The organism is Modestobacter italicus, assembly GCF_000306785.1.
GTDB lineage: Bacteria > Actinomycetota > Actinomycetes > Mycobacteriales > Geodermatophilaceae > Modestobacter > Modestobacter italicus.
The window spans coordinates 3,802,249-3,829,069 of sequence record NC_017955.1 but is presented as its reverse complement, the minus strand read 5'-3'; the positions used below and the strand labels follow the sequence as shown (position 1 = coordinate 3,829,069).

At 68.8% G+C, this 26,821-nt stretch carries 22 protein-coding genes; 13 read left to right on the top strand and 9 right to left on the bottom strand.

Annotated elements, in window-relative coordinates:
• Nucleotides 1-29: 29 nt before the first annotated feature.
• Nucleotides 30-1,733: an EAL domain-containing protein gene (locus MODMU_RS27205; protein ID WP_051144017.1), complete on the bottom strand. Its 1,704-nt coding sequence runs from the start codon at nt 1,731-1,733 to the stop codon at nt 30-32.
• Nucleotides 1,734-2,228: 495 nt separating this feature from the next.
• Between MODMU_RS27205 and MODMU_RS18215 the strand changes: the two genes are divergently transcribed.
• From MODMU_RS18215 to MODMU_RS18190, 6 genes are all read left to right on the top strand, one after another.
• Nucleotides 2,229-2,741, top strand: a complete 513-nt coding sequence (locus MODMU_RS18215; protein WP_014741833.1) for an RNA polymerase sigma factor — start codon at nt 2,229-2,231, stop codon at nt 2,739-2,741.
• Nucleotides 2,738-3,541 carry a hypothetical protein gene (locus MODMU_RS18210; protein ID WP_014741832.1) on the top strand — a complete coding sequence of 268 codons (804 nt, stop codon included), beginning with the start codon at nt 2,738-2,740 and terminating at the stop codon, nt 3,539-3,541. The genes MODMU_RS18215 and MODMU_RS18210 overlap by 4 nt, the downstream gene beginning before the upstream one ends.
• 77 nt (nt 3,542-3,618) lie before the next feature.
• Nucleotides 3,619-4,419 carry an ABC transporter ATP-binding protein gene (locus MODMU_RS18205; RefSeq protein ID WP_014741831.1) on the top strand — a complete coding sequence of 267 codons (801 nt, stop codon included), beginning with the start codon at nt 3,619-3,621 and terminating at the stop codon, nt 4,417-4,419.
• Nucleotides 4,416-5,732, top strand: a complete 1,317-nt coding sequence (locus tag MODMU_RS18200) for a hypothetical protein (RefSeq protein ID WP_041795426.1) — start codon at nt 4,416-4,418, stop codon at nt 5,730-5,732. The genes MODMU_RS18205 and MODMU_RS18200 overlap by 4 nt, the downstream gene beginning before the upstream one ends.
• A 38-nt stretch (nt 5,733-5,770) precedes the next feature.
• Entirely contained in the window at nt 5,771-6,331 is a 561-nt protein-coding gene (locus MODMU_RS18195) for a hypothetical protein (protein WP_014741829.1), read from the top strand.
• A gap of 169 nt (nt 6,332-6,500) precedes the next feature.
• Nucleotides 6,501-7,127, top strand: coding sequence for a hypothetical protein (locus MODMU_RS18190; RefSeq protein WP_166503535.1), 627 nt, complete (start codon nt 6,501-6,503; stop codon nt 7,125-7,127).
• 395 nt (nt 7,128-7,522) lie between these two features.
• Here the strand turns inward: MODMU_RS18190 and MODMU_RS18185 are convergent, their stop codons facing one another.
• From MODMU_RS18185 to MODMU_RS18170, 4 genes are read right to left on the bottom strand one after another with little or no spacing between them, the layout of a single operon-like run.
• The gene (locus MODMU_RS18185) at nt 7,523-8,779 is read right to left on the bottom strand and encodes an RNA polymerase sigma factor (protein ID WP_014741827.1); all 1,257 of its coding nucleotides are present in this window, start codon (nt 8,777-8,779) and stop codon (nt 7,523-7,525) included.
• A 19-nt stretch (nt 8,780-8,798) separates the two neighbouring features.
• The gene (locus tag MODMU_RS18180; protein ID WP_014741826.1) at nt 8,799-9,188 is read right to left on the bottom strand and encodes a YciI family protein; all 390 of its coding nucleotides are present in this window, start codon (nt 9,186-9,188) and stop codon (nt 8,799-8,801) included.
• Nucleotides 9,185-9,628 carry a hypothetical protein gene (locus tag MODMU_RS18175; RefSeq protein ID WP_014741825.1) on the bottom strand — a complete coding sequence of 148 codons (444 nt, stop codon included), beginning with the start codon at nt 9,626-9,628 and terminating at the stop codon, nt 9,185-9,187. Before MODMU_RS18175 ends, MODMU_RS18180 begins: the two co-directional genes overlap by 4 nt.
• The gene (locus MODMU_RS18170; protein ID WP_014741824.1) at nt 9,625-10,026 is read right to left on the bottom strand and encodes a DoxX family protein; all 402 of its coding nucleotides are present in this window, start codon (nt 10,024-10,026) and stop codon (nt 9,625-9,627) included. Before MODMU_RS18170 ends, MODMU_RS18175 begins: the two co-directional genes overlap by 4 nt.
• A gap of 596 nt (nt 10,027-10,622) precedes the next feature.
• Between MODMU_RS18170 and MODMU_RS18165 the strand changes: the two genes are divergently transcribed.
• The 3 genes from MODMU_RS18165 to MODMU_RS18160 all read left to right on the top strand — a co-directional run bounded on the left by MODMU_RS18165 (nt 10,623) and on the right by MODMU_RS18160 (nt 13,371).
• A complete protein-coding gene (locus tag MODMU_RS18165) occupies nt 10,623-11,756 on the top strand; it encodes an EAL domain-containing protein (RefSeq protein WP_014741822.1) in 1,134 nt (377 codons plus the stop codon).
• 67 nt (nt 11,757-11,823) lie between these two features.
• Nucleotides 11,824-11,997, top strand: a complete 174-nt coding sequence (locus tag MODMU_RS27845; protein WP_014741821.1) for a DUF1059 domain-containing protein — start codon at nt 11,824-11,826, stop codon at nt 11,995-11,997.
• A gap of 732 nt (nt 11,998-12,729) precedes the next feature.
• The gene (locus tag MODMU_RS18160; protein ID WP_231851680.1) at nt 12,730-13,371 is read left to right on the top strand and encodes a response regulator transcription factor; all 642 of its coding nucleotides are present in this window, start codon (nt 12,730-12,732) and stop codon (nt 13,369-13,371) included.
• Between the two features lie 651 nt (nt 13,372-14,022).
• Here the strand turns inward: MODMU_RS18160 and MODMU_RS18155 are convergent.
• On the bottom strand, nt 14,023-14,889 hold the full coding sequence (locus MODMU_RS18155; RefSeq protein ID WP_014741817.1) for a GGDEF domain-containing protein: 867 nt from the start codon (nt 14,887-14,889) through the stop codon (nt 14,023-14,025).
• 284 nt (nt 14,890-15,173) lie between these two features.
• Here MODMU_RS18155 and MODMU_RS18150 point away from each other — a divergent pair, with 284 nt between their 5' ends.
• Nucleotides 15,174-16,784, top strand: coding sequence for a methyl-accepting chemotaxis protein (locus MODMU_RS18150; protein WP_231851679.1), 1,611 nt, complete (start codon nt 15,174-15,176; stop codon nt 16,782-16,784).
• 806 nt (nt 16,785-17,590) lie between these two features.
• Nucleotides 17,591-17,776 carry a hypothetical protein gene (locus tag MODMU_RS18145; protein ID WP_014741815.1) on the top strand — a complete coding sequence of 62 codons (186 nt, stop codon included), beginning with the start codon at nt 17,591-17,593 and terminating at the stop codon, nt 17,774-17,776.
• Between the two features lie 262 nt (nt 17,777-18,038).
• Here MODMU_RS18145 and MODMU_RS18140 read toward each other — a convergent pair whose 3' ends face one another.
• Both MODMU_RS18140 and MODMU_RS18135 read right to left on the bottom strand, forming a co-directional pair.
• Entirely contained in the window at nt 18,039-19,556 is a 1,518-nt protein-coding gene (locus MODMU_RS18140) for a chemotaxis protein CheW (protein ID WP_014741814.1), read from the bottom strand.
• Between the two features lie 5 nt (nt 19,557-19,561).
• Nucleotides 19,562-22,363, bottom strand: a complete 2,802-nt coding sequence (locus MODMU_RS18135) for a methyl-accepting chemotaxis protein (RefSeq protein WP_014741813.1) — start codon at nt 22,361-22,363, stop codon at nt 19,562-19,564.
• Nucleotides 22,364-23,183: 820 nt separating this feature from the next.
• Here MODMU_RS18135 and MODMU_RS18130 point away from each other — a divergent pair.
• Nucleotides 23,184-24,668 carry a methyl-accepting chemotaxis protein gene (locus MODMU_RS18130; RefSeq protein WP_231851678.1) on the top strand — a complete coding sequence of 495 codons (1,485 nt, stop codon included), beginning with the start codon at nt 23,184-23,186 and terminating at the stop codon, nt 24,666-24,668.
• Between the two features lie 590 nt (nt 24,669-25,258).
• On the opposite strand, the gene MODMU_RS18125 is transcribed toward MODMU_RS18130, so the two are convergent.
• The gene (locus tag MODMU_RS18125; RefSeq protein WP_085984755.1) at nt 25,259-25,780 is read right to left on the bottom strand and encodes a peptidase; all 522 of its coding nucleotides are present in this window, start codon (nt 25,778-25,780) and stop codon (nt 25,259-25,261) included.
• Nucleotides 25,781-26,186: 406 nt separating this feature from the next.
• Here MODMU_RS18125 and MODMU_RS18120 point away from each other — a divergent pair, with 406 nt between their 5' ends.
• On the top strand, nt 26,187-26,771 hold the full coding sequence (locus MODMU_RS18120; protein ID WP_231851677.1) for a hypothetical protein: 585 nt from the start codon (nt 26,187-26,189) through the stop codon (nt 26,769-26,771).
• Nucleotides 26,772-26,821: the final 50 nt, after the last annotated feature.

Genomic DNA, 26,821 nt, shown 5'->3' with positions numbered 1-26,821 from the left:
GGCGGCGGTGGGCGTGTTGGCCTGTCATCTCAATCTGTGGAGTCGCGGAGGGAAGCGGCGAAGGACGCGGCAGGGACGGGGCGTCCGTAGAGCCAACCTTGACCTTCACCGGCGCCGCTGAGCGTCACAACATCAGCCTGGTCATGGTTCTCGATGCCTTCTGTAACCGTGCGCAGCCCCAGGCGATGGGCCAAGGCGAATAGGGCATCGAGCATGGCCTGCGCGCGCAGGTCGTGCCCAGCGTCGACGACGAACGCGCGGTCGATCTTCAAGACGTCCACCGGAAGCGCAGCCAGGCGTGTGAGGTTCGACCATCCCGTTCCGAAGTCATCGATCGCTACTTGGACGCCGGCTGCACGCAGCCGCCGCAAAGCCTCATGGGCGCCTGGGTCATCCCCGGCAAGGGTGCTCTCGGTGACTTCCAGTACCAGCTGGTGCGCGGGGAGGTGAGCCGCGCGCAGGTGTGCGAGCACGCGGTCTGGAAAGTCATCGCGGCGAAGCTGATCACCGGAGACGTTGACGCTGATCTTCAGGGTCTTGTGCTGGGGCCATGAGGCAGCATCACGACATGCCTGACGCAGGATCGTGTCGCCGAGGTCATCGATCAGCCCAGACTGTTCCGCAAGGCCGATGAAGTCCGAGGGCAGCAGCAGCCCGCGATCGGGATGTGCCCAGCGGGCGAGCGCTTCGGCGCCGCGGACACGTCCGGTCGCGACGTCGACGATCGGCTGGTAGTGAGGGAGGAGTTGCCCGGCAGCCAAGGCCGCGCGCAGTTCCGCAACCTGTGTGCCAACGAGCCCGGCTCGGGTGACCTGGTCACCACCAGCGCAGATGCTGTAGTCGCCAGCGGCGAGCGCTTGGGCTTGCAACTGCAGCGCGGTGGCGCCAGGTTGCCAGTCAACGACGCCAATGGCGGCGGGAAATTCGGGGCGAGCCAGATCGAGCACGGTGTGCAGGTACTCGTCCAAGCCAGTGGGCGCCGTCCACAGGAGGGTGAAGTCGGCGGCGCCGACGCGCCCCCACACGGCGCCGGTGGGTGCAGCCTCCTGCCATCGGCGGGCAAGAAGGCGTACGTGGCTCTCTACGTCAGTTCGACTGACCGGTCGTGGCCCGAGGCCGTCGCTCGCGGTGTCGAGATAGACGTTGGCCAGCGAGAAACCGAACCCTGTCCGGTCCGCATCTTCAGCCTGAGCCGCAACAGCACTGGCGAACGCCCTCCCTCGAAGCATTCCCGTACCCGGGTCCTGTTCGGCGGCGGCAGCTGCGCGCACGAGCCATCCGATGCCGACAGACACCACACAGCCGACCGACATTCCTGCGACCCACTGCGCGGGACTTGCCGCGCCTCCCGCAAAGACCGCAATGGCGCTGCAGACGGCCGTCCAACCCAACATGGGCAGGGCCCACCGCCACGCGAAGAACAGGAACGCGTCCACGGGTACGAAAGCGAACAGCCAGAGCAATGCCCCACTGCCGGTGCCTGGCCCTGCCAACACGGCGACGACTGAGATGATCGTGCTGCCACCGATGTTCATCAATCGCCGGCCTGCAGGCGACAGGTGCACGACCTCAGTGAGGACCAAGGCGCCGAGGGCAGCCACGACCGTGCCGAGGGCAGTGATGATCGGCCGGTGGGCGATCTCGCTCGCCCACGCGACGAGACCCGCGGCGATGATCGCGCCGGCCAGGTAGAACGCTCCGCCCATGCGTGCCAGTGCACGGTCGGTCGCCACCGGGGGAGTGGTGTCCAGCAGTCGACTCACCTGTGACTGCCGGGCCAGCGCTGCAACGGCCGCTCCCAGCATCGACCCGGGTCCCCGGTCAGCGGCTGTCGCTCGTGATCCGGATGGCGCATGCGCGGGGACGGCGACGAAGGCACCAGAGGCAGACACTCACGTCTCTTCGGCGTTGGAGGTACCGAGGTGTAAAGGAAGATCACTCACCTACCTCCGGTGAGTGAGCCACCGAGCACTACGGCGGTGGCTGCTGGGCCTCGACATGGTCTTGTACGGCGCCGACATCGCGCCGGTAGCAAACTCCAGGGAACAAGGTCGTGGTGGCCGGGCGGTGAGCTGAGAAGCGATTCGATGCTGCCGGTCGAGGTCGGCCGAGACGGTGTCGTAGGCGTCGTGTGACGCAGGTCATAGCTGCGTGAGAACCGGGAGAGACGTGCCGTCGTCTTGCTGGGGGTGAGACGGAGCCTGGACGCGGTTGACGAGGAAGGCCTCGTGCGCCTCACCGCTGCCGGTGACCGGCAGGCGTTCGATGAGCTGTACCGGCGCACGTCGCCGTGGCTGGTGGTGCGGCTGCGCCGCCGGTGCGCCGACGACGACGTGGTCGCCGACGTGCTGCAGGAGACGTACCTCGCGGTGTGGCGGGCGGCTGGCGGCTTCGCCGGGTCGGCCGCCTCCGGCAGCGCCGTGGGCTGGTTGTGGACCATCGCCGCCAACCGTCTCGTCGACGCGTTCCGGCGGCGCGCCCGGCAGGCGCAGGTGCCGCAGGTGTCGCTCGTCGACATCACCGCACCCGCGGCCGAGGACGAGGTGATGGCCCGGCACGTCGGTCAGGAGCTCGAGCAGGCGCTGCTCCAGCTGCCGCCGGAATTGCGGCAGGTGCTGCGGGCGATGGTCCTCGACGGGCTCACCGTCCGGGAGACCTCGCTGCTGCTCAGCGTGCCGGAAGGCACGGTCAAGACCCGCGCGCGGCGGGCCCGGATCGCTTTGCGGGAGGCACTGTCATGACCGTTCACCTCGACCCCGCCGTGATCGGCCGGTACGCCGGCGGTGGCAGCGGTCTCGACGACGCCACCGTCTGGTCGATCGAGATGCACCTCGAGACCTGCGCGAGCTGCCGGGGCCACTTGGTCGGCAGCACCCCCGAGCCCACTCGTGCCCTACTGGAGCGGGTCGCGGCTGCCCTGGACCGCGGCATCGCCACCGGCCCTGCCCCCCTTCCGCAGCAGCGCTCCTGGTCGGCTGTGCGACGCCGCTGGCTGGTCTGGACGCTGCTGCCGTGGCTCACCATGACGGTGGCGGTGCTGGGGTGCGCGGTCGTGCTCGAAGCACTGCGGCCGGACCTGCCGTCGTTGGTGCCCCTGCTCGCGCCGGTGGCACCGCTGCCCGGGGTGGCGGTCGCCTGGAGCCGGCGCGCCGACCCGGCTTGGGAGTTGATCGCCGGTACACCCGTCGCCGGCATGACGATGCTGCTGCGGCGGACCCTGGCGGTGCTGGCGGTCGTCGTCCCGGCTCTCGCCCTGGCCGGTGCCCGTACCGGGACGTCGCTGGCGTTGGCTCTGCTGCCGTGCCTGGCGTTCACCGCCGCCACGATCGCCGTAGGTGCCCTCGTCGGCGTGCGGCGCGCCGCGGTCGGGCTCGCCGTGATCTGGGCGCTTGTCGTGGTGCTGCCCAGCCTGGCCACCACTCGCCTGCCCGTGGTGCTGCAGCCGGGCAGCGCTGTGGTGTGGGCGCTGGTCACCGTGGCGCTGGCCGGCTTCGCCGCCACCCGCGCCGACAGCTTCCGGCGGCTGGCCAGCCGCAACTGACCCTGCCCGGACGACGCGGGCTCGACTGCTCCTGGCACGGGACCGTCTCCTGCCACCCACGACTCGGAGGACTGATCATGCGCACGGTGAGCGCGGCCGAGACGGCCCCCACCACCTATCCCTGGCCCATCCAGGCTGAGGGGCTGCGGGTACGCGCCGGACGGCATCTCGCCGTCGACGGGCTCGATCTGGCCCTCGGCACTGGCGTGCACGGCCTGCTCGGCCCGAACGGGGCCGGCAAGACCACGCTGATGCGGGCACTGGCCACCGTCGTGCGACCGGCCGGCGGGCGGCTGACCCTGCTCGGGCAGGACGCCGACAGTCACGCAGACCTGCGCCCGGTCCGCCGGCGCTTGGGCTACCTCCCCCAGCAGTTCGGGTTCTATCCGCGGTTCACGGTGCGCGAGTTCGTCGAGTACATGGCGTGGCTCAAGGAGATGCCCACGACCTCGGTGCCCGAAGCCGTGCAACGGGCGATCGACCGGGTCGGACTCACGGCCAAGGCCGACGCGCGGATGAAGACCCTTTCCGGCGGCATGCTCCGCCGCGCCGGGATCGCGCAGGCCATCGTGAACGACCCGGAGGTCCTGTTGCTCGACGAACCCACCGTCGGGCTGGACCCCGAACAGCGCCTCGACTTCCGCAACCTGCTGCGCACGCTCGGCGTGGACAGCTGCCTGCTGGTGTCCACCCATCTGGTGGAGGACGTGGTGGCCGCCTGTACCGACGTCGTCCTGGTCAACGAGGGGCGGTTGGTCTTCCAGGGCGTACCTGATGCCCTGATCGCCCAAGGCGGTCCGGGCGACGCTGGTGACAGCCCGGCCGAGCGGGGTTACTCGGCGGCGTTGCGACGCCACCGCGGCGAGGTGTCCCGATGAGTCGCGTCCTGCGTATCGAGTTCCGCCGATCCGCCGTCGGCGCGGCGCTGATCCTCCTGCTGGTCGGCGCCGTACTGCTCCATGCGGCGCCGAAACGGTGGGCGGTCGGCTGGTTGGACCTGGCCATGACGCAGCGGGAGTACCTCCTGCTCCTGTGGCCGTTGGCGCTGGCCGCCGGGGCCTGGCAGTCGCGCCGTGAGCACCGGGCCAACGTGGCGGAGCTGTTCGCGAGCACCGCTCGGCCGCTCGCCGAGCGGGCAGTGCCGAGACTTGGTGCTTTGGGCATCGCGGTGGTCTGCGCCTACGTGACCATGGCCGCGGTCGCTGCGCCGTCGATCATGGACACGGCAAGCTACTTGCCGCTGGCGAGTTTCGCAGTCGTGGCCGTCGGCGCGCTGGCGCTCGTCGCCGCGACCTGGCTCGGCCTGGGCATCGGACGCGTGATCCCGTCCCCGCTGACCGCTCCCGTGCTCGCGGTGGCGGGCATCGGACTGTTGTTGGTCCTGCCCTTCGCCGTCGGCAGCAGCGAGTGGCTGGCCATGCTGCTCTCGCCGGTGGACGGCATGAGTCAGTTCACTGACTTCCAGACGGTTCCCGGGCGGGTGAGCGCCGCCCAAGGCATCTGGCTCACCGCGCTCGCCGGAAGTGGTGTGGTGCTGCTCGCTGCCAGAAGCCGGCGCACGCAAGCGGCAGCGCTGCTGCCCGCCGTGCTCGGCGCGCTCCTGGGTGCCCTGGTCATCCCGCGTGGCGCTGACTTCGTCCCCATTCCGATCGACCCGGTGGCCCAGGAGATGGTGTGCGCCGACGGCACCCCGAGGGTGTGCATCAGCCGGACTCACGGCGGTCTGCTTGCCGAGGTGACTCCGATCGCCCGGCGGGCCCTGGCTGTGTTGGCGACCCTGCCTGAGGCGCCGACCACCGCACAGGAGGACACCTGGTTCAGCGCTGAGAAGGAGCCGCCGCCGCCGAGCGTCGACACGGTGCTGTTCCCCGTCCAGGTCGACGTCCACGGTCACCTCGCGCACCCGGGCAACGCATTGCCGCAGATGCTGGACGCCGCCGGCGTGGACATGTCCTCTTGCACCGACAGCTACGACATCCGGGCGGCGCGGGCAGCCGCGTACTGGCTGATGGGGCGCCAACCGGTCGCGGAACCCGGCGAACCGGCCGAGCTAAACGCCGAGGCCGTCACGCTGTGGAGAGGCCTGCAGGTACTCCCGGAAGCGGAGGCCAGGGCCCGGGTGGCAGCGGTCCGCGAGGCCGCCCTCGCGTGCGAAGACATCCAGGGCCTGCTGAGCCGGAGCTCGGAGTGAGGGGGCTGACGCTCTACCTGCGCTCACGACGTGTACCGATGGCCCTGGCCGCGGCCGGTGGTTCGCTGTCGGTGAGCTGGTCGCTGTGGACGGCGTTCTCCACCAGCCACGACGTGGCCCCACGGATCGCCGTGCTGACCATCCTGCTGCTGGTTGCGGCGGTCACCGTCACCCTCGGCGGCCCTGACGACGATCTGGACCGCACCGGCGCGCTGCCCTGGCCACCCCGACGGGCCGCGCACCTGTTGGCCGCGCTGATCATCATGGTCCTCCCGCTGCTGGCCACCCTGCTCACCGGTGCCCGCTTCGGTCCAGTCGGCTTGGTGGTCCGCGACGCCGCCGGCCTGCTCGGGTTGGCCGCCTTGAGCGCGGCGACGATCGGTCCAGCTCGATCATGGTTCCTGCCACTGGGCTGGACGCTGGCCGCGATCGTGTTCCCGCTGTCGGGGCAGGCCTGGCAAGAAGCCCTGACATGGCAGTCGCAGCCGCCCGGGAGCGCAGCAGCCACGGCCACAGCGTCGCTGCTCGCAGTCGGCGGCCTGGTGGGCTATGTGGTGGCGGGACCGCCTCGTTGCTCTCCCGCCGAGGCCGCCCTGTGATCGTCGGAATCCGATCGGACCTGAGGCCCGAGGCCGACGGTCTCGTGCCCGAGCCGTGCGCCCCCGGGCGACGGGTCATGCCCCGGAGTACGACGAGCTCACCTGCTGCTCCGGCGCGACGGAAGACTGTGGAATGGTCGCTGGGGGCTGGTTCGACAGCCCACGCCCGGTGGCTCACGTGCCCGCGTCTGCACTGACGGACATCGGTCCGCTCAGTCCCAGATCAGTGGCTGCCGCGGCCGTCGGGCTCACCTGCGCGACCGCCACGGTCGGTGCTCTCGGGACGTGGGCGTCCCCTGAGCGGATCACGACCGGGTGGCAGATCGCCGACGTCCCCCCGTCCCTGCTGGGTCTGACACTGGCCACGGCGGTGATCTGTCTGGCTCTGGCGGCCCTCATGGTGCGTCCCCGAGCGCTGCCGGGACGTGTCTTGCCGGCGATCTGGTGGGCCGCCGTCGTCACGGCTGCGGGGGCCCTGGTGTGGAACGACCTGTTCCTGGCGGCGCTCGGCACAACCGGAGACGCCGCCATCCCGGTCCTCGACTGGCTGTTCACCCTCCTGCCGGCCGCGGTTGTCGGGCTGGCGACCCGCGGTGCTGACGTCCGCACGCAGCTACGTGCTCTCCTCGGCACTGCCGTCGTCACGCTGCCCCTCTACGCCCTCGGCTGGGGCCTGTTCTCCTCCGCGGAGGACTGGCCGGCGGCGATCAACGCCGTTCGCGTCACCGCGTTGCTCGGTGGGATCCCGCTGCTGATCACCCTCGTCACGACCCGCAGATGGCGCTCGCTCCGCTGAGAGGACGGTGCGCAGCTGGCTCATCAGCGCCCGTGTCGTGAGGCCAACTGCCGCGCCGACACGTCACCTCGTCTCGGAGAGATCGTGCGGCGACAGGCGCTGCTGCATGCTGACCCCAGTCGATGCGGAGACATGATCGAGAAGAGCCCGCTCGTGGCGGTGGACTGGCCGGTGAGCTCGACCGGTTGCTCGCCACCCCCGACACGCTGCAGCTGATGTTCCAGCCGATCATCGACGTCGTCCGCGGCCAGACCGCCGGTTACGAGGCCCTGGCACGCTTCACCGCCGCCGACGGCTCCCCTACCTCAAGGGGTACCCGCCACAACGACGTCCAGGCAGGCGCCGGTCGTGACTCGCTGACGCCCTGCAGGACCAGCGTCCTCAGTACGGGTCAGTCAGGGGATCTCGGTTCCGCGCTCGATGAGTGCCACGCGGCGGAGCAGGTAATGACGCTCGGGCGTACTGAGGGTGCCACGTGCCGCGAGCCGGAACTCTTCGACGGCCTCGCTCGTCCGTCCCAGGGCCTGCAGCAGGTGGGCGCGGACGGCGTGAACGCGATGGTGACCCGCCAGGCGGGGATCGGCGGCGGCTTGCTCGAGCAGGTCCAGGCCGGCTCTGGGTCCCTCGACCTCGGCGAGCGCGACGGCGCGGTTCAAGGTCACGACCGGATCGGCGGAGAGCCGGTCGAGAACGCCGTACAGGGCCAGGATCTGCGGCCAGTCCGTGTCGTCGTAGGTCGCAGCCTCAGCGTGGACGGCGTTGATAGCCGCCTGCAGCTGGTAGGGCCCTGGGCGGTGTCGGCTCAGCGCGCCGGTGACCAGCGTGACGCCTTCGGCGATGGCAGCCTTGTCCCAGCGGGCACGGTCCTGCTCGGCCAACGGCACGAGCTCGTTGTCAGGTCCCGTGCGAGCGGCGCGCCGCGCATCCGTCAGCAGCATCTGCGCAAGCAGTCCGGCGACCTCAGGCTCATCGGGCAGCAGGCGCCGCAGCAACCTGCCGAGTCGTATCGCTTCGGTGCACAGCTCGCCGCGCACCAGCACGTCTCCGGCGCTGGCGGTGTGGCCCTCGGTGAACATGAGGTAGACGACGTGCAGGACGACGTCGAGCCGCCGGGTCCACTCTGCCGGGTCGGGCAGCGCGAACCGGCCGCCGGCGTCGACGACGCTCTGCTTGGCGCGGGTGATCCGCCGCGTCACCGTCGCCTCGGGCAGCAGCAGTGCACGGGCGATCTCCGCCGTCGTCAGCCCACCGACGGCTCTGAGGACGAGAGCCACCTGGGCCGGTGGCGTGAGCGCCGGGTGGCAGCAGAGGAGCAACAGCACCAGCGAGTCGTCCTCGTCACCCGACGGCCGGCTCACCTCGGGGCTCGACGACGCGAGCGGGAGGGCGCGGAGGGTCTCGGTCACTTCCCTCCGCCGCCTGGCCTGCTCGCTGCGCAGCAGGTCAGTCAGCCGACGGGTGGCGACCGTCCTCAGCCAGCCGGCCGGGTTCTCAGGGAGCCCACCGGCCGACCAGGCGCTTGCAGCTGCCAGCAGGGCCTCCTGCACCGCATCCTCGGCGAGGTCGAAGTGGCCGTACCGCCGGGTCAACGCGGCGAGGGTCTGCGGCGCGAGCTCGCGCAGCAGACCCTCGACGCGGGGCTCGAGTTCCATGCCGGTGCCCCCTTGTCGCCTAGAGGTCGTCACCGCCGCCGGTCATGACGGGCCGCATCTCCACGCGCGTCTGGACGATGGCGGCGAACCGGGCGGCCAGCTCCACCGCCCGGTCGCGCGAGGCGACGTCGATGATGCCGAATCCGGCGAGCACCTCCTTCGCCTCGGCGTACGGTCCGTCCGAGGTCACCGGACGACCGTCGCGCAGCTCGACGGTGACGGTCTGCGAGGGGTCGCCCAGCCCGAAGCCGGTGACCATCTCCCCGGACGCAGCCAGGTCGGCGTAGAACTCACCCATCGCCCGGAAGTGCTCGGCCACCTCCTCCGTCGACCAGGTCGATCCGCTGCTGCCCAGCCCGAGGTCGTCCCAGGCGGTCCGGTCGCCGAAGGTCATGATCATGTACTTCATTGCTTCGCCTCTCGCTCGATCCGGGTCATGTTGGACTCGTACCCGCCCCCGGGCCACTGCCAAGCTCCGATGACCCGGTCACCCGCGGCTTCGAAGGTGCCGACGTACTTGGCGGCAGAGTCGGTCCCGCCGAACCAGATGGTCAGCGTTTCGCCGGTGAGGTCGTAGGTGTACTCCAAGATCTCGCCCGAGCTGGCAAAGAAGTGGGAGCGGAGCGTCGCCGTCTCAGGGTTCCAGCCGATGTACTCCACCCCACGGGTGGTCTCACCCGAGCTGACCATGTCGATGGTCTGCACCAGGAACGCGTCACCCTCGTACCAGTCGTAGGAGATGCTCCCGCTCGATCCTGTGCCATCGAGGACCCATGTACCGACCAGCCGGTCGAGGCTGTGGATGGCCTCGCGGCGAGCCGCTGCCGCATCCGCATCCGCGGCGCTCATCGTGCAGTCCCCGTCCAGTTGCTCGCAGCCACGACGGCCGCCAGGAGGCCGAACACCAGGGGGAGGACCGGGTTGGTCCCCAGGATCGCGACGTTCGTGACGACGGCGCCGACCATAAGCACGACCAGGCCCGCTGCCGCCGGCCGCATCAGCCGTGGAATCAGCAGGCCGACCGCACCGGCCACCTCGCAGGCCCCGACGAACAGTCGCAGACCCGCGCCGCCCCCCAAGTCCTCGAACATCGTCACCATCGACGCCTCACCGGTCACCTTCAGCGCGCCACCGGTGAAGAACTGGGCAGACAACAGGATGCGGACGGCCCAGCTGCCGATGCGGGCTGCGCGGGACCGGGCGGTGCCCACCGGCGCAACGACAGGTGCAGTGGTCGTTGTGTTCATGCTTCCTCCTCTAGAGGCCTGTGTTGCTGACACCCCTGTGTCGGAGCCGTCCAGCCGAACCGGACACGCCGCGAAGGAGATCTCAAGGAGTGCACCCGCCGACGTCCCGCGAGGAGAAGGGCTCCCGCCGCACCGCGGGCCGCCTGGGTCGGCCAGCCCGGCCCTGTCGGCAGAGACGTCTTGCGGGCGTCGATGTTGTTCCCGCCGCGTGTGCAGCCTGAGCCGGGGATCCGAGCTCAACGCGGGTCATGCGACCAAGGCTGTCTCGACGCCGCCCGCGGTGGTAGGCCTCTGAACCCTTGGACAGGCGACGGCACCCGGAGGCCCTGAGCAGCACCAGACTGACCGAGGGGGGACATTGAGCCGGTTCTTATTGCAGCCACTCCTCTCCTCAGCAACAGAGTTCGGGGTTGGGGGGCTCTTGCCCATGACGATGGATCGGTGTCGGTCTGGCCAGTCGGCCCCGTCGGTCCGTCACCTGTGCGGCTGACTACCGCGCCTACCGGTCACTTCTTCTGGGTGATGTCGTCCACCGGCCAGGTCACCTGTCGGCAGGCCCGAGCCGATGCGGGGACATGACCATGATGAGGCCCCCCGTGGCGGTGGACTGGGCCGGTGAGCTGGACCGGTTGCTGTGCCGCCCGAACACGCTGAACCTGGTGTTCCAGCCGATCATCGACGTCGCTCGCGGCCGGACGGCCGGCTACGAAGCCCTGGCACGCTTCACCGCCGCCGACGGCACTCCCAGCCAGCACACGCCAGACCTCTGGTTCGCGGCCGCGGACACAGCTGGCATGGGCGCACGGGTGGAAGCGATGGTGCTCGAGCGCTGCCTGCAGCTGCGCACCGATCTGCCCCCGAACTGTTTCCTGACCGTCAACGTGAGCCCGCACCTGCTCACCGAGCCCGAGCTGGCTGACCCACTGCTCAACGCCGGCGATCTCGCGCCGCTTGTCCTGGAACTCACCGAGCACCAGGACGTCGCTGACCTGCGTCCGTTGCTGGACCTGCGGGACCGGCTGCGCGACAGGGGGGCCCTGGTGGCCCTCGACGATGCGGGGTCGGGTTACTCCGGGCTCCAACAGCCCACCGCTGTCAAGCCGCAGATCATCAAGTTGGACCGAGCGCTGGTCGCCGACGCCGACACCGACGACGTGAAGCTCGCCCTGGCCCAACTCCTCGGGGAGTTCGGCGGCCGCATCGACGCCTGGCTGCTGGCCGAGGGCGTGGAGACCTGGGGCGAGATGGATGCCTTCGTCAGGCTCGGTGTCCCGCTGGCGCAGGGCTACCTACTCGGCCGCCCCAGCCCGCCGTGGGCGACGCTCGACCCCGAGGTCGGCGCCCGGCTGCGACAGAGTGTGCATGCCGCGCAGCTGGTGGAGAACGTCGCCAGCCTCGTTGAGCCGGCCGAACTCGTCTCCGACGGTCAGCAGCCCACGAGCCGGGGCACTGCGGTGCGCGTCGACGAGTTCGGACATCCGATCGGCCTGCTCGTCGCCCTTCGCCGGGACGGCGACCTGGCCGGCCACCGTGCCGCACCCGTGAGCCTGCGTGTCCCGGCCTCGGCTGCGGTCGCTGAGGTCGCGCAGCGGGTGGTCACCCGGCCGGAGGCCTGCCGCTTCGATCCGATCGTCGTCGTCGACGACGTCGGCGCGGCCACTGGGGTGCTCCGCGTCGAGTCGTTGTTGACCCGGCTGGCCAGTACACGGTCGCACTCGGCCAACCGCTGAGCCCACAGACACCCGCGCGGAGACGCCGCGACGGGCCACTGGAAACACCCCACCACGGAGGTATCCCATGAAGGTCTTCGCCTGTGGCGACGTCGTTCCCGGTTGCGGCCGCACCTTCTCAGCCGCTGACGAGGACGGCATCCTCACCCAGGTCGCCGCCCACGCCGCCGCGGACCACGGCCTCGCCGATGTTCCGCCGGCACTGGTCGAGCAGGTGCGATCTCGCATCTTGGCTGGTTGAGCTCATCAGGCCTTGAGCGGTCGGCAGCCCTCTGTTCCAGTACAGAGGGCTGCCAACTCCCGTTGGGTTCACCTGACCTGCGCGACTGTGACTGGCGCTTCGCCGAGCGCCTACGGCATCAACCCGCTGCGATCCCGCCGATGTCTGAGGCATCGCGTGACAGTGACCAAGGACGGTCGGCGGTCGACCCTCAGGGCGCCGGCAGCACCACGAGGAAGTGGTGGCGACAGCGGGATGACTGTTGCTGATCGGCTGTGGCTCAGTCCTCGCCTGGTCCGAGCACGGCATGTGAAGGCACAACGTCGCAGCGCAGACCTGCCGATGGGGGAGCTCGGCGCATTGCCATCGGGCCAAGTCATCTTCTCAAGAGCCAGCCGTCGCGCAGGACTGCCGCCGAGCAGACTGCTCACCGTGAACTAGCTGCTGAGAATTCTGGGTGGAAGGCGTCCTCGCGACTCGGTTGTGCGCTACCTTTTTGGTGGTCGTGAGCCGGGCGGCTGTCGGGTCACCGCTCTGCTCCATCGCAGGGACGGTCGCAACGCTCGTGTCGCGGGGGTTCTCACGATTCAGGACAGTGGCATGGGTTCGCCCTACGGTGACTCACGATCTCGTGAGCCCGACGACGGACCGAAGGGCCGCCTCCTGAAGGACGCGGCTCGAGCGCCCGGAGTGAGCGCCACCCGACCCATTCTCCGGCCGCGTGCGACTCGGCTCCCACAGCCGCTTGTGCGCGTGCTGTTGTGCGAGGACCACGAGATCTTCCGCCTCGGTCTGCGCGTGGTGTTCGAGGCGCAGCCGGACATGGCGGTGGTCGCTGAGGCTCGCACTCTCGCTGGAACGCTCACGGCGGCCGGCGGGCCGGGGGCTCGGGTGGTCGTCGTCCGACAGGGGCTCGTTGGCCCAACGAACCTGCTTCTGCTCCGGGACGTGTGTGAGGGCGGAACCAGCGTGCTGATGCTCGCAGAGAGCATGGGGCAGCCCGACTCTGAGTTGATCGGCGTGTTGCAGGCGGGCGTTCGAGGTCTTCTGCCACGTCAGTCGGCTGCACAGCAATTGGTGGATGCCGTCCGAGCGCTCGCCCGGCGGGAGACTGCGTTCGACCCGCTCGTGGCCCGCCAGCTCGTGCACTACGTCACCGGTGTTCCAGCCCGGAAGGACGCTGAGCGGTGTGCCGCGGACCAGCTCACCGAGCGGCAACGTGACGTGGCGTTGCTGGTGGCCGAGGGCTTGAGCAACCGCGAGATCGCCAGTCGGTTGTTCCTGAGCCCAGCGACCGTCAAGAGTCACATCACCGCAGCCCTGCGCCGATTCGACATCCGCACCCGTACCCAGTTGGCCATCTTGCTCAACGGCGAGCGCTTGCCGGCCGCCTGAGACGATCGGGATGGGACGAGACCTGGACAGCAAGGACTCCTGGTCCGGCAACGGTCGTCCATGCCGCGTTGCAAGCAGCATCAAAGTGACGCTCCGAGCTCAGCGCGCTGCTGGACATCAGCCCCGATGAACGGCGGCGCGTCGTCAGGCGAGGGGTTTACGTCGTAAAGCCGCGGATAGGTGTGTGTGGATGGGGTTCTCGGAACGCGTTTGGACACAGTGTCGTGAGGTGGCCGTCGTGCCGTCGGACATCTTGCGAGGCCTCGATGCCATGGGCGCTGACTGGCCCGCGGATGACGTCTGGATCTGCGACTTCGACGCAGGCCATCCAGGGGAGCACTGGACCATAGCGGCCTACGGTGACGCAGGAGCTGGCAGCAATGACCTCTGGCTGCGTTGGTTGCGCGCTCATCCCGCAGAGCTCATCCCTCGGCCCAGTTGTGACGCCGTGGCGCCTTCCCGGGGAGCAAGTGGTCCAGTGTGTCTGTGGGTCGAGGGGCATCCCGGACGGCATTTCACCGACACTGAACGCTGGTGAGCCGACGTGGCCATCAAGCTCCGCATGCGCAGTGATCGAGCAGCTCTGCGAACCCGAGTGAGCTACAGGCCACGTCCAGCGGGCGACGAAGTGAGCTCGGCGTCGACTGGTCGCTAGCCCCAGTGAGCCGCTGAGCTCTTGTTCGCGTACATCGCCTTGTCGGCCTGGGCCATGATCGCGACAACAGCCACGTCAGGATCGTTCCCGGGCTCGCTGACGCCGACACCGACCGAGACTCGCACCATCAGCTCCGCATCTCCGACCAGCAGCGGTGCAGCCATGGCTCGTCGCAGTCGGCGCACGAGGACGGCTGCTTCTTGAGTCGTGGTGTCACCACACACGATGCCGAACTCGTCCCCGCCCAAGCGGACGACCTCGTCACTGTGCCTGGCGGTGCTCGTCAGTCTCTCTGCCACGGCGACCAGGACGAGATCGCCCACCTGATGCCCGTAGCGGTCATTGATCATCTTGAACGCATTCACGTCGACCACGACGAGGCAGGTGGGGGTCAGCTCCTGCTGGCCGTGACGTAGGGCATGCATGAGACGTTCGCTGAACTTGCGTCGGTTGCCCACGCCAGTGAGCGGGTCGTGCAGACTGCGCCGCCTCAACTCGGTCTCTCGTGCGCTCCGCTCGCTGATGTCTTCTACGAGCATGACCAGGTGCGGGTCGGCGGTGCCGCTGTCGACCCAGGAACTGGTCACCTGGACAGGGACTGCGTGTCCGTCCCGATGGACCAGCCGACATTCGTGCAACCACCGCCGGCTTCGGCTCCTCGCGAGACCCCGGCAGGCGTCCCGAGCGCCAGGCACGTCATCGGGATGCGTCATCGCGAGCAGTGGGCGGCCACGCATGTGCCCGGCCGCATGACCCAAGAGCTCCGTGAGAGCGGCGTTCACCTCGGTCAGCACGCCGTCCACAGTGGCCAAGGCGACCCCGATCGGGGCGTGGCGGAATGCCGACGTCAAGTCCGCCGTCATGGCTCCTCCAGCTGCACGAACGACACATCACGGAGGCCGCGCCTTCGGGTCACGGCGGGCTGTCCCACCTGTGCCCTGGCCCGAGCTGAGCCAACCGGTGTCACGACGAGGGACTCGCCCGAGACGGTCGGACGAGGAGTCCCGTACCACCATCCATCTGACAGAGGACGCCTCCACAGGTCCATCTGGAGCGCGAGCTGCCGATGAGGACGGAAAGTGCTCGCGGGCGTACTCCACTCGCGGGTGCATCCCGCGTCATGCCCTCCGACCCGAGAGTTGCCATGTTGAGCATCGTCGACCGCTGGTCCGTACCCGTCAGGCTCCTCGCCGGTTTCGGGCTCTGCGCCCTCGCACTGCTCGTGGTGGCCACGGTGAGCGTCGTTCGTTTGAGCGAGGTGAGCGACTCCGGCAGGCGCAGCGACGACACTCGAGCGCTGGCCGCGGTGGCTGCCGAGGCCAAGTACGCCGCGGCCGACTGGAACGGTTGGCAGACCGCGTACTCCCTCGATGCCAATCTGAATCCCGCCACCCTCGACGCCTCAGGTGGGTCGCGTGAGGCATTCCAGGCGTCGACCGAGGTGCTGTCAGACCTGCTCGACCGTCTCGCGGCCGCCGACGGGCTGGCAGGGTCCGAACGGGACGACGTGCTCGCCGCGCAGACCGCCTTTGCCGACTTCATGAACGTCGACTCGAACATCTACGACGCCTACCGCAGTGGCGATCCTGCGCGGGTCAGCCAGGCCAACGCCCTCGTCCTCGTCGACGAGATCGCGAACTACCAGCGGGTGGCCGGCGCGATGAGCGACGTGAGTGGCAGGCTTGCTGATCGCAGCGCCGAGGCCGCGGCCGGCACGGTCACTTCGGCCAACACAGGCAGGACGATCGCCGTCCTTGCTGCAGCCGTTGCCTTGGTGGGTCTCGTCGGCGCCGCAGTGATCATCTCGTGGAGCATCACCAAGCCCCTGGGCCGCGTCGTGCGTGCTCTCAAGGACCTGGCCGACGGCAACCTGACCGCCAGTGTCGACGAGCGATCGGGCGGCGAGCTGGGCGCCCTGGAGACGTCGCTCAACGGGTCGGTCGCCTCGCTGCGGACCGTCGTCTCCACCGTCGCGGCCAGCGCGGACGCTGTCGCCGCGGCCTCCGAGCAGCTGTCGGCCTCGTCGGCGCAGATCTCCGCCTCAGCGGAGGAGACCGCTGCCCAGGCCGGGGTGGTCGGCGCTGCCGCCCAGGAGGTGTCCCGGAGCGTGGCGACCGTGGCGGCGGGTGCGGACGAGATGTCCGGGGCGATCAGGGAGATCTCGGAGAGCGCCAACGAGGGCGCGCGGGTGGCTGCTGAGGCAGTCATGGAGGCGCAGTCGACGACGACGACGGTGATCCGGCTCGGGAACTCGTCGCAGGAGATCGGGGCGGTGGTCAAGACCATCACCTCGATCGCGGAGCAGACGAACCTGCTGGCGTTGAACGCGACGATCGAGGCGGCGCGGGCCGGTGAGGCGGGCAAGGGGTTCGCGGTGGTGGCGAACGAGGTGAAGGAGCTGGCGCAGGAGACGGCGCGGGCGACGGAGGACATCGCGCGGCGGGTGGAGGCGATCCAGGGTGACACCTCGGGTGCGGTGTCGGCGATCGGGCGGATCTCGGAGATCATCGGGTCGATCAACGACTACCAGTTGACCATCGCGAGTGCGGTGGAGGAGCAGACGGCGACGACGAACGAGATGTCGCGGTCGGTGCAGGAGGCCGCGGATGGCACGACGGAGATCGCGTCGAACATCACCGGGGTCTCGACGGCGGCAGATGCGACCACCGAGGCACTGTCGCAGACCCGCCTGGCGGTCGATGAGCTCTCCCGGATGGCCAGTGACCTGCGTGCCACCGTCGGCGAGTTCAGCTACTGAGCAAAACGGCCGAGCGAGCCGTGACTGCGCGGCGGGCCGACGCCCACGTTCTGCTGTGTTCGCGGACACGACGGCGACTGGCTCACTGTCAGCCGGACACGTTGATGACAACGTCCACGCAAGGTCCGAGGCAAGTCGACGCTGAAGGACTGCGGTCGTTCGTCGCGGTGGTCCGGGACTGACTTGGTCACTTCAGCGGGCGACTCATGTCCCGGTGAGTGCGACGCTCGCCGCTGAAGGGCAGGATCTGGTACCACCTTCGACTCTTCGGCAGCTGGTGAACCCGACCGGCGGTTGACGGGCCCCATGGAGCCGGCCTGGCGCCCGTCGTGTTCGGCGTCGACCTCCCGCGTTCGCACAAGATCCAGCGCAGTGCTGATCGCCGCTCATCTGCGCGTGGTGCGACTTGAAGTTGAGGCAGCCAGGCACCTGCCACGCCATCACGCGCTCGATTGGTGGCTCTGTCGCCGACCTCGGCAGGTGCACAGACCCACCGTCGCCGACGGCGGGCTGTCCGCCGACGTCTAGGTCGGCGCCGCGTCGACCGCCCAGAGTCACAGTCATCTCGACCACCGCGGTCACGTCGGTCAAGCACATGCCCAGCCCGGTCCATGACCACTGAGTTGCTCCGCCTCGTCATGGTCATTACCGACCTGGTCGGCCGGGAGCTGCTCGGACGGGACCTGGACCTGACGGCGTAGCAACCGGGCCCGGGCACGGCCCCGTCCTCAGCTCGAGGGCGACCAACGACTGGCTCGCGGGCGCGGCTGCGCGGGGATGTGATGAAGGCACCATGATGGCTGGTCATGACGGCGTGGGAGTACAAGATCCTCGAGCCCAACATGAAGATCCGTGACCGCATCGAGGTCATGGAGCGGGAATGCAACGACGTGGGTGGGGCGGGGTGGGAGCTTTGCAGCGATCATGCGGGTACCTACACCTTCAAGCGGGAGAAGAACGGCAATTCCGGTGAGATGACCACCGAGAGGTGAGCGTGGGGCCGTCCGCGACACTCGGTCGGATGTCTGTGCGCTCGAGGACTCGACGTTGCAGCGATGTCAACGGCGAGGGTCTGTCGCGAACGTCCTCGGCGGGCCGTGAACTGGGCGCGATCGGCGCAGGACTGGGAGGCCGCTCCTGGACGTGCGACGGCAGGCCGGCGGATGACCGAGGCAGTGTCGTGCGGATGGCGACGGTCCGTGACGAACTGGTGCAGAGGCTCCCGTCAACGGCCTCAGCCGGTCAAGGCGCGGTTCAGACGACGAGCGCCGCTTCGGGGGCGGTGAGGACGTCAGCAGTCGAGATGAAGCGCCGCGCCACGGCTCGGAGGTCCAACTCCGGCAGTAGTCGGCTGTCCTCGCCCACCCGCACCAGAGGCGCCGAGCGCAGCGTGCTGCCCCTGTCGTCGGCCGTGCCCCTCGAGGCCTGTTCGGCGTCGGTCCAGGTGAGCGGGGCGATGCTGCGCAGAGCGTCGACCGCAAAGGCGACCGGGCGGTCGTCGACCTCCGCCAGCAGCAAGCAGGTCGACGGCCCGACCTCCCGCTGCTCGCGGCCGAGCAGAGTCGACAGGCACAACACCGGGACGACGGCCCGACGATGCGTGACCAGACCCAGCAGGCCCGGCACTGACGTCCGGGTCAGCGCGTCCGGAAACGGCAGGATCTCGCTGATCTGCTCGAGGCGTGTCGCGAGGTCCACACCGATCGAGTAGGTCAGGTACGGCGGTGCGCCTCCGGCCGTGGCGGCCGCTGCGATCACTGCGGTGTCGTCACCGCTGCGCGCGCTCTCCACGGCCGTGTTCACAGCGGCAAAGCCGCTCAACTGCGGGTCGGTCATCAAGTTCGCACCGTCCAGCACCAGGCAGTCGCCGATGCCGCCGACCTCGACCATCCCGGCGAGCAGGTCCGCTCTGGGGAGGCCGAAGGAAGGAACAGGCAGGACGTCGTCCGGGTCGACGTACGCGAGTTCCAGCAGCTCGCTGAGCGCCAGCACGACGTACCCGGATTCGAGGTCCAGCACGAGGCCGGCGCCGGTGTCCGCGGCCGGTAGCTCACCGAGGCCGAGGAGCACCAGCGGATCGATGACCGGCACCTCTCGGTCGTCGTACACGACGGACCCCGGGCACAGTCGGCTGGTCAGGACCGACGGGCGCAGCTGCGGGGTCGGGACGGTGGTGTGCACGTGTGCGGCGTCGATCGCCAGCCGGTACGCGCCGCAGCGCAGCACGGTGAGTGTCCGCCGGCTGATCGCGCCGACTCCATCGCCGCGTGCGGTGTCCACGGTCCGGGATCGGTCGGTGACCGTGGGCACGCCCGGGAGGTCGAGCACCGCGCCGGCGTCCAGCACGCTGTGCGCCCGGCCGGTCTCCGGGTGGCGGAAGGTGTGGGAGAACAACAACCCACCGCCGGTGGCCTGCGCGGCGACGAGGACGTCGGCCGGCACCCGACAGATGCCCTGCACCTCGTCGGCGAGCAAGCCCAGCACCCGTCCCTCGTCGGCGAGCACGACGACGACCTGGTCGACGCGCCGGTCCTCGGGCCGGCCGAGGGCTGCGTGGAGGTCGAGCACCGGGAGGACGAGGCGGCGCAACTCGATCGCACCCAGGAGGCCCGGTACGGCCGCTGGCAGCCTGGTCAGCTCGGCCGGGCAGGGGACGACTTCCCGCAGTGCCGACAGCGGCAGGGCGACGTCCATGCCGGCCAGGCGCAGAAGGCCGTAGACGACGTCAGCGTCGGCGCTCCGAGCTTCCACACCCTCACGCGTGATGGCCATGGTCGTCAGTCCGCCGACGCCAGCTGGGCGATCAACTCGTCCACCTCGCGCGAAGCCGCCTGCTGCAACTGCGTGGACGCCGAGATGCTGTGGATCGTCTCGTTGGTGCGGGTGACGCTGGAGACGATCTGCTCGAAGGCGCTCTCCGCTCGCTTCGAGACGTGCGACCCCTGGGCCACCCGCTCGGCGGACTCCTCGATGAGCTTGCCGATCTGCTGGGACGCCTCGAACGAGCGCTCCGCCAACTTGCGGACCTCGCCGGCGACGATGGAGAACCCGACGCCGTGCTCGCCGGCGCGGGCGGCCTCGATCGAGGCGTTGAACGCCAGCAGGTTGGTCTGGTTCGCGATCTCGCCCATCACCCGGACGATCTCGGTGATCGAGTTGGACGACTTCTGGATCAGGGCGATCGCCTCCAGGGACGCGCGGAGCGCCTCGACACCCTGGCGCGCGTTGTCTTGTGTCTCGGTAGCCAGCCCAGTCGCCGTCTGCGAGCTCCGGGCGATGTCCTCGATGGACGCCGACAGGTTGCGCACCGACGTCGTCATCTCCTTGGTGCCGCTCGCGATCCGCATCTCCCGCTCCACCTCCGCCGTGACGTCGTAGGCGAACTTGACCACCTTGAACGGTCGGCCGCTCAAGTCGAGGATCGGGTTGTAGGTCGCCTGGATGTGCACGTCGCGGCCGTACTTTCCCTTGCGGTGGAACCGGCCGGCGAGCACCTCGCCCTTGCCCAGCCGCAGCCAGAAGTCGCGGTACTCCGGCGATCGGATGTAGTCGTCGGCGCAGAACTCGCTGTGGTGGTGCCCGAGGATCTCCCGCTGCGAGTAGCCCATCGTGCGCAGGAAGTTCTCGTTGGCCGAGAGGACGTTGCCGTCGAGGTCGAACTCGATGACCGCCTGGGCGCGGTCGACGGCGTTGACCCGCGCTTCGATCTCGGCGTTGCGGAGCTTCGTCTGGGTCACGTCGGACGCGAACTTGACCACCTTGAACGGCCGGCCGGTGTCATCGAGTATCGGGTTGTAGCTGGCCTGGATCCAGACGTCCTGGCCGTTCTTGTGGAGCCGCCGGTACTCCCCGGTGTGGAAGTCGCCGCTGCTCAGCTTCTCCCAGAAGTCGCGGTACTCCTCGGTCGTGGTGTAGGCCGGGTCGCAGAAGATCCGGTGGTGCTTGCCCTGGACCTCGGCGAGCGTGTAGCCGAGTGCGGCCAGGAAGTTCGCGTTCGCGGTGAGGACCGTGCCGTCGAGGTCGAACTCGATGACCGCCTGGGCGCGGTCCATCGCCGTGACCTTGCCGTTGTACTCGGCGGTCTGCCGCTTCGTGCGGGTGATGTCGGTGGCGAACTTGACGATCTTCACGACGCGGCCTGAGTCGTCGATGATGGGGTTGTAGGTGGCTTGCAGCCAGACGTCGTGCCCGTCCTTGTCACGGCGCTTGTACTCCCCGGCCTCGTAGTGGCCCTGTCCCAGCCGCTCCCAGAAGTCGGCGTACTCATCACTGGCGGTGTGGGTCGGGTCGCAGAAGATGCGGTGGTGCTTGCCGCGGATCTCCGCGAGCGGGTAGCCCATGGTGTCCGTGAACTTCTGGTTCGCCGTCAGCACCCGACCGGTCAGGTCGAACTCCACGACCGCCTGTGCGCGCTCGATTGCTGCCACCTTGCCGCGCGCCTCGGCCCCGGCGAACTTCACCTCGGTGATGTCGCTGGCGAACTTGACGATCTTCACGGGCTTGCCGAAGTCGTCCAGGATCGGGTTGTACGTGGCCTGCAACCACACCTCGCGCCCGTCCTTGGCCAGCCGTTTGAACTCGCCTGACTCATACCCGCCGCTGCCCAGCCGCGTCCAGAACTCCTCGTACTCCGGGCTGCTCGCGAGGGCGGGCTCGCAGAAGATGCTGTGGTGCTTGCCCTGCACCTCGGGCAGCGCATAGCCCATGGTCTGCAAGAAGTTAGTGTTCGCGCTCAGCACGGTCCCATCGAGGTCGAACTCGATCACCGCTTGTGCCCGGTCGATGGCCGCGACCTTGCCGCGGGACTCGGCGTCCGCCCGCCGAGCGACAGTGATGTCGCTGGCGAACTTCACGATCTTCATCGGCATGCCGTCCTCGTCGAGGACCGGGTTGTACGTGGCCTGCAGCCACACCTCGCGACCACCCTTGGCCAGCCGCTTGTACACCCCGCCCTCGAACTGGCCCGAGCCGAGTCGCTTCCAGAAGTCGGTGTACTCCCGACTCGTGGCCAGCGACGGCTCCACGAACATCCGGTGGTGCTTACCGCGCACCTCGGAGAGCGTGTAACCCATTGCGTCGAGGAAGTTGCTGTTCGCGCTCAGCACCACGCCGTCGACCGTGAACTCGATCATCGCCTGCGAACGGTCGATCGCCACTGCCTGGCTCTCTCGCTCCAGCGCAGCCACTTTCCCCTCGGTGATGTCGATGGCCACCACGATCACCTTGACCGGCCGGCCGTCCTCGTCCGGCACCGGGATGTACGACGAACGGAGCCACACCTCGCGACCGCCCTTTGCCAGCCGCTTGACCACCGTGCCTGATTCGAGTGCCCCGTCGACCAGCTGCCTCCAGAAGAGGGAGTACTGCTCCGAGGCCGCGTAGGCGGGGTCGACGAACATGCTGTGGGGCTTGCCCAGCACCTCATCGAGCCCGTATCCCATGGTGTCGAGGAAGTTCTGGTTGGCTGTCAGCACCGTGCCGTCGAGACCGAACTCGACGACGGCAGACGTACGACGGATCGCCTCGACAACGCCGCGCAACTCGAGCAGGTTCTCAACAGCGGTAGGGCGAGTGGGCATTCAGTGCACCTCGATCGACTGGCAGACAATCCGGCGGGGTCGTGCTCTTCTCGGCTGCTCAGACGGGAGGTTGACCGGAACGGCTGACGAAGGCATGACGTCCACCTCACCTGCCACAGGCGGCGCGCGCGTGCACCCGACTCCACCGCCGAGTTGGCCTCCGACCTCTGTACAGCGCCGACAGGTGGGACGCGTGCTCAGTGCCAGCTCGGGTCTCGGTAGGCCCGCGTCGTCCCGGGTCTCTCCGCTCGGATGGCATCTCGGCCCCAGGTGTCGCGTTCGGCTACGGGCCCATCGCCCGCCCGGGTGAGGCGGGCAATGCGAGCGGTCGAGGTCCGAAGCGCCGAGGACGATCTGCTGCACATGGCAGACGTCGGGGGCGCCGAGACCGCGGCCACCAGACACCCTGCTGACGCCGAGCTGGTCGAAGTCGAACGAGCGGGGGAGCAGAGGTGTGCCCTCGGCTGGACCGGAGGGGTTGGTCCTGCAGGTGCTTGAGGCCATCGACCGACCGCGCCGACTCCCTCACCGGTGGCGTCGAGCGCGCCCGAGGGTCTGAAGGTGCGCACGGCAATGAGACGAAGTGCACGGATGCGTGGCCGTACAAGCAGAACCACAAGGGGCAAAACTGCCTTGCGGACAACTCAACTCCCGAGCCGTCCTGCCGAACAAGCTGACATCGGCTGGTATCAGAGTGCAGCCGCCCGCTCAGGGGGGATGCATGTCCTGGTCTTGGTGGTCCAACCGCCCACTCGGCATAAAGTTGTCAGTACTGGTCGCCGCGGGAGCGTTGGCGCTCGGCGTCTCCGGCATCATCTCCGTGAGCGCGCTCGAGGTGGCCGGGGAACGAACCGACCGGCTGTTGCTCACCACGACCGCCACCGGGGCAGCCTCGGAGGCGGACATGATGCACGACGCCGTGCGGGCAGATGTGCTGCAAGCGCTGCTCAGTGGCAGCGGTGACCAGTACGAGACCGCAGTCCGCGACCTGAACGACCACGCGGCGGCGCTGCAGGCAGCGCTCGTTTCCGTACGCGACAGCGGTCTTGGCGGCGGCGTGGTCTCGGCAGTGGACTCTGTCGAGGCAGACGTGAACACCTACTTGTCCGCGGGACAGCAGATCGCCGCGCTCGCCGGTCGCGACCGCGAAGCCGCTCTGGCCGCATATCCGGGATTCGCAGCAGCCTTCGGCGGTCTCGAGGAAGCGCTTCCGGTCGTCGGTGATGCGGTCGCAGCAGAAGCTTCCGATGCGGCCGGTTCCAGCGCAGATCAACGTCGCACCGCGGTCATGGCGGCTGTCATGGTGGGGATCGGCGGCATCTTGCTGCTGGGAGTGCTCGGGTGGGCCGTCACCCGGTCGGTGGTGCGTCCACTGCGACGGGTCCGGGCCATCGTCCTCGGTCTGGCCGACGGCGACCTGCGAGGGACAACGGGATTGACGAGCACGGACGAAGTCGGGTCGATCGCGACGGCGCTAGAGACCTCGATGGCAACGATGAGGGATCTCCTGGAGAGGATCGGAGACAGCTCCGCCACGCTGGCGTCAGCCACGGAAGAGCTCTCCGCGACCGCGCAGGACATGACGCGGCTCGCGGGTGAGTCCGCAGCCGAGACCAGCACGGTCGCCCAGACCGCCGGTCAGGTCCTCGGCAACGTGCAGACGGTGGCGGCAGGCACTGACCAGATGGGCAGCTCGATCCGGGAGATCGCTCAGAACGCCACTGACGTCGCCCGCATCGCCGGCCGGGCGGTTGTTCGCGCGGAGGCCGCGACAGCCACTGTTGACAAGTTGGGGGAGTCCTCCACTCGGATCGCGGCCGTGATCAAGACGATCACGGCGATCGCGGAACAGACCAATCTGCTGGCCCTCAACGCCACCATCGAGGCCGCCCGTGCCGGTGAAGCAGGCAAGGGCTTCGCTGTGGTGGCAAACGAGGTCAAGGACTTGGCCCAGGAGACCGCCAGAGCCACTCAGGACATCACCGCACGGGTGGAGGCCATCCAAGCCGATACAACCGGCGCGTTTGGGGCGATCGGCGACATCACCGCGATCATCGCGCAGATCAGCGACGCTCAGACCACCATCGCTGCAGCGGTGGAGGAACAGACTGCCACAGCCGCGGAGATGAGCCGCAGCATCACCGGGGCCGCTGCTGGTGTCGAGCAGATCACCGAACGTGTCAACTCAGTGGCCGAAGCGACCGGCGCCACCACACAGGCCGTGACGGACGCCCGAGTGGCGATAGACGAGGCCGCGCGACTGGCTGCCGAGCTCAACAGCGCGGTCGGCGGCTTCCGCTTCTAGGTCACTGGCCGAGGTGGAGCCGTTGTGGCGCAGGGGACCGCCCGGGTTGGTCGACTTTTCGTTCCTGAGCCTACGGACTCGCGCCGGTGGCAAGACGGAGCCAGCGTTACCCGACTGCGTCGGCCCAAGGAAGCGACGCGGTTGGTCAGGACGGTCGAGCTGGTCTCCGCCTTGGGCGCACTCAGCTGTCAGTGGTCGGTAGGAAGACCGACCTCGCCATGGGTGTCGGACTTCTTGTCGTCTTCGTCGCTGTCGTCGCTGGCCTGAGAGGCTCGCCATCGCCTCAGACGGGCGGCGTCCTCGGCATCCCGGCGCCTGCCAGCCGCGGAGCGGCAAGTGCTGCCGCAGTACATCTTCGTGCGTCCGCGCGGCTTGGTGTCCAGCCATGTGTTGCATTCACGACAACGGCCCTCCGACGGCATGGGTCACCTAACGGCGACTGTGCGTGCCGGGCGAAGAGATTGGTGTCTTGTACCCGCATGCTGACCGCGCGGAGCTCATTGGCGTGGGAAGGCAGGGTTCACAGGCTGGGAGGGCTCGCGGCCCTGCCGCCGTGCTGGACTCTCATAGGGCTCCTGCCCAGGTGGCTGTCAAGCCGTGGCAGCCACGACGAAGCCCGCCGCCAACGCGGGACCCATGGGGAACCTCGTCCGACGGTTGCCGCCCACCGCGAAGGTCGTGACGACTTGGGCGGCGGTGATGAGGACGATCACCGTGAGGGCCATGACCAAGCTGCTGGCACTGGTGTGCCCGAGGCCGAGGCCGCCGAGCACGGCCAGCCGAGCATCGCCGTAGCCGGCATCGGCGAAGCGCCAACAGAGCAGTGCGACGCCGCCGGCCGCTGCGGCAGCCACCACGCTCACCAGCACTGATTCCCAGTCGCCGCTGAGGCTGAGTGCGCAGGTGAGCAGCACGCCGGTCACGACGATGGCCTGACGAACCAGGGCTGTGGGGATCCGTTGCGTGACGGCATCGCAGCAGCTGGCGGCGACGACAGAGACGCCCCAGGCGACGAGGGGCACGGCTAAGAGGAGGTTGCCGACGCGTAAGGCAGCGAGCGTTGTCGCTGCGCCGACCAGTACCCCGACGACTGCCCCGACGATCCGCAACACGTGCGTGCTCGATTCCGACTGCCCCAGCTGTCGCAAGCCTCGGTCGGTCAGTGAAGGAACAGTGAACCCGCTGCATGAGGCGCCGGCCAGGACTGCGACGGACCACTGCCAGCTCACGAGCCCACAAGGGCAACACGGCTGTTGGGCGAGGGGCATCGGTCGCCCTGTTGCCGAGAGCTGACCGTTCGCCCGGCACATCGAGTCTGTGGAAAACCGTGAAGTGGCACAGGAGTGCGATACACCAGACCGGGTGAGAAGCAAGGCGCTGCGGGTGCTTGTAGCCCGATCGGGTGACTCTCGGGCTGATCTGTTCACGTTACGTATCAAAACAGGCAGTCTCGCTATCCCACCAGGCACCCAGGGGAGGCGAACACACATGACGGCGGCGCGAGCAAGGACGGCAGCCTTGGCTGGCGTCCTCCTGTCGGGCGTCGCTGCCTGCTCGAGCTCCTCGAATGAGCCTGCCGCACCTTTCATCACTGCGCCGTCGAGCGCGCTGACGTCGACTGCTCCGTCGAGCAGCGCGGATCCGACTGATGCCGCAGAAGCGCAGGCGGTTGCGCTGGTGCCCACCTACTTGCAGGTGATCGACGACTTGTACCTAGACGCGTCTCGCTCGCTCGACGACCTCTACAGCGTGGCGGTGGCTGCGGAGGCGACCAGCGAAGCTACGGCCATCGGGACCTTCCGTGCGCAAGGCTATCGGCAGGTCGGACGGTCGGAGCTGGTCACGACGTCGGTCAGCAGCATCGACCTCACCAATGACCCGGCCGCGTCGCCGTCCCCGGTCCTGCCCACCGTCGTCGTGACGGCGTGCGTTGACGTGAGCCAGGTGCAGGCGATGGATGCGGCTGGCGTGTCCGTCGTGCCGGCTGACCGCCCGGACTATCTCGTCGCGCAGCTGACGGTCGTCAACATCGACTACCCGGACGCCTCCTCGTGGCGCGTGAGTGCAGCGCCCAACAGCCAGGCTCGTTCGTGCGACGAGTAGCCGTCACTCTCTCCGGCTTGGTGATCATCAGCTTCTCGCTCACGGTCACC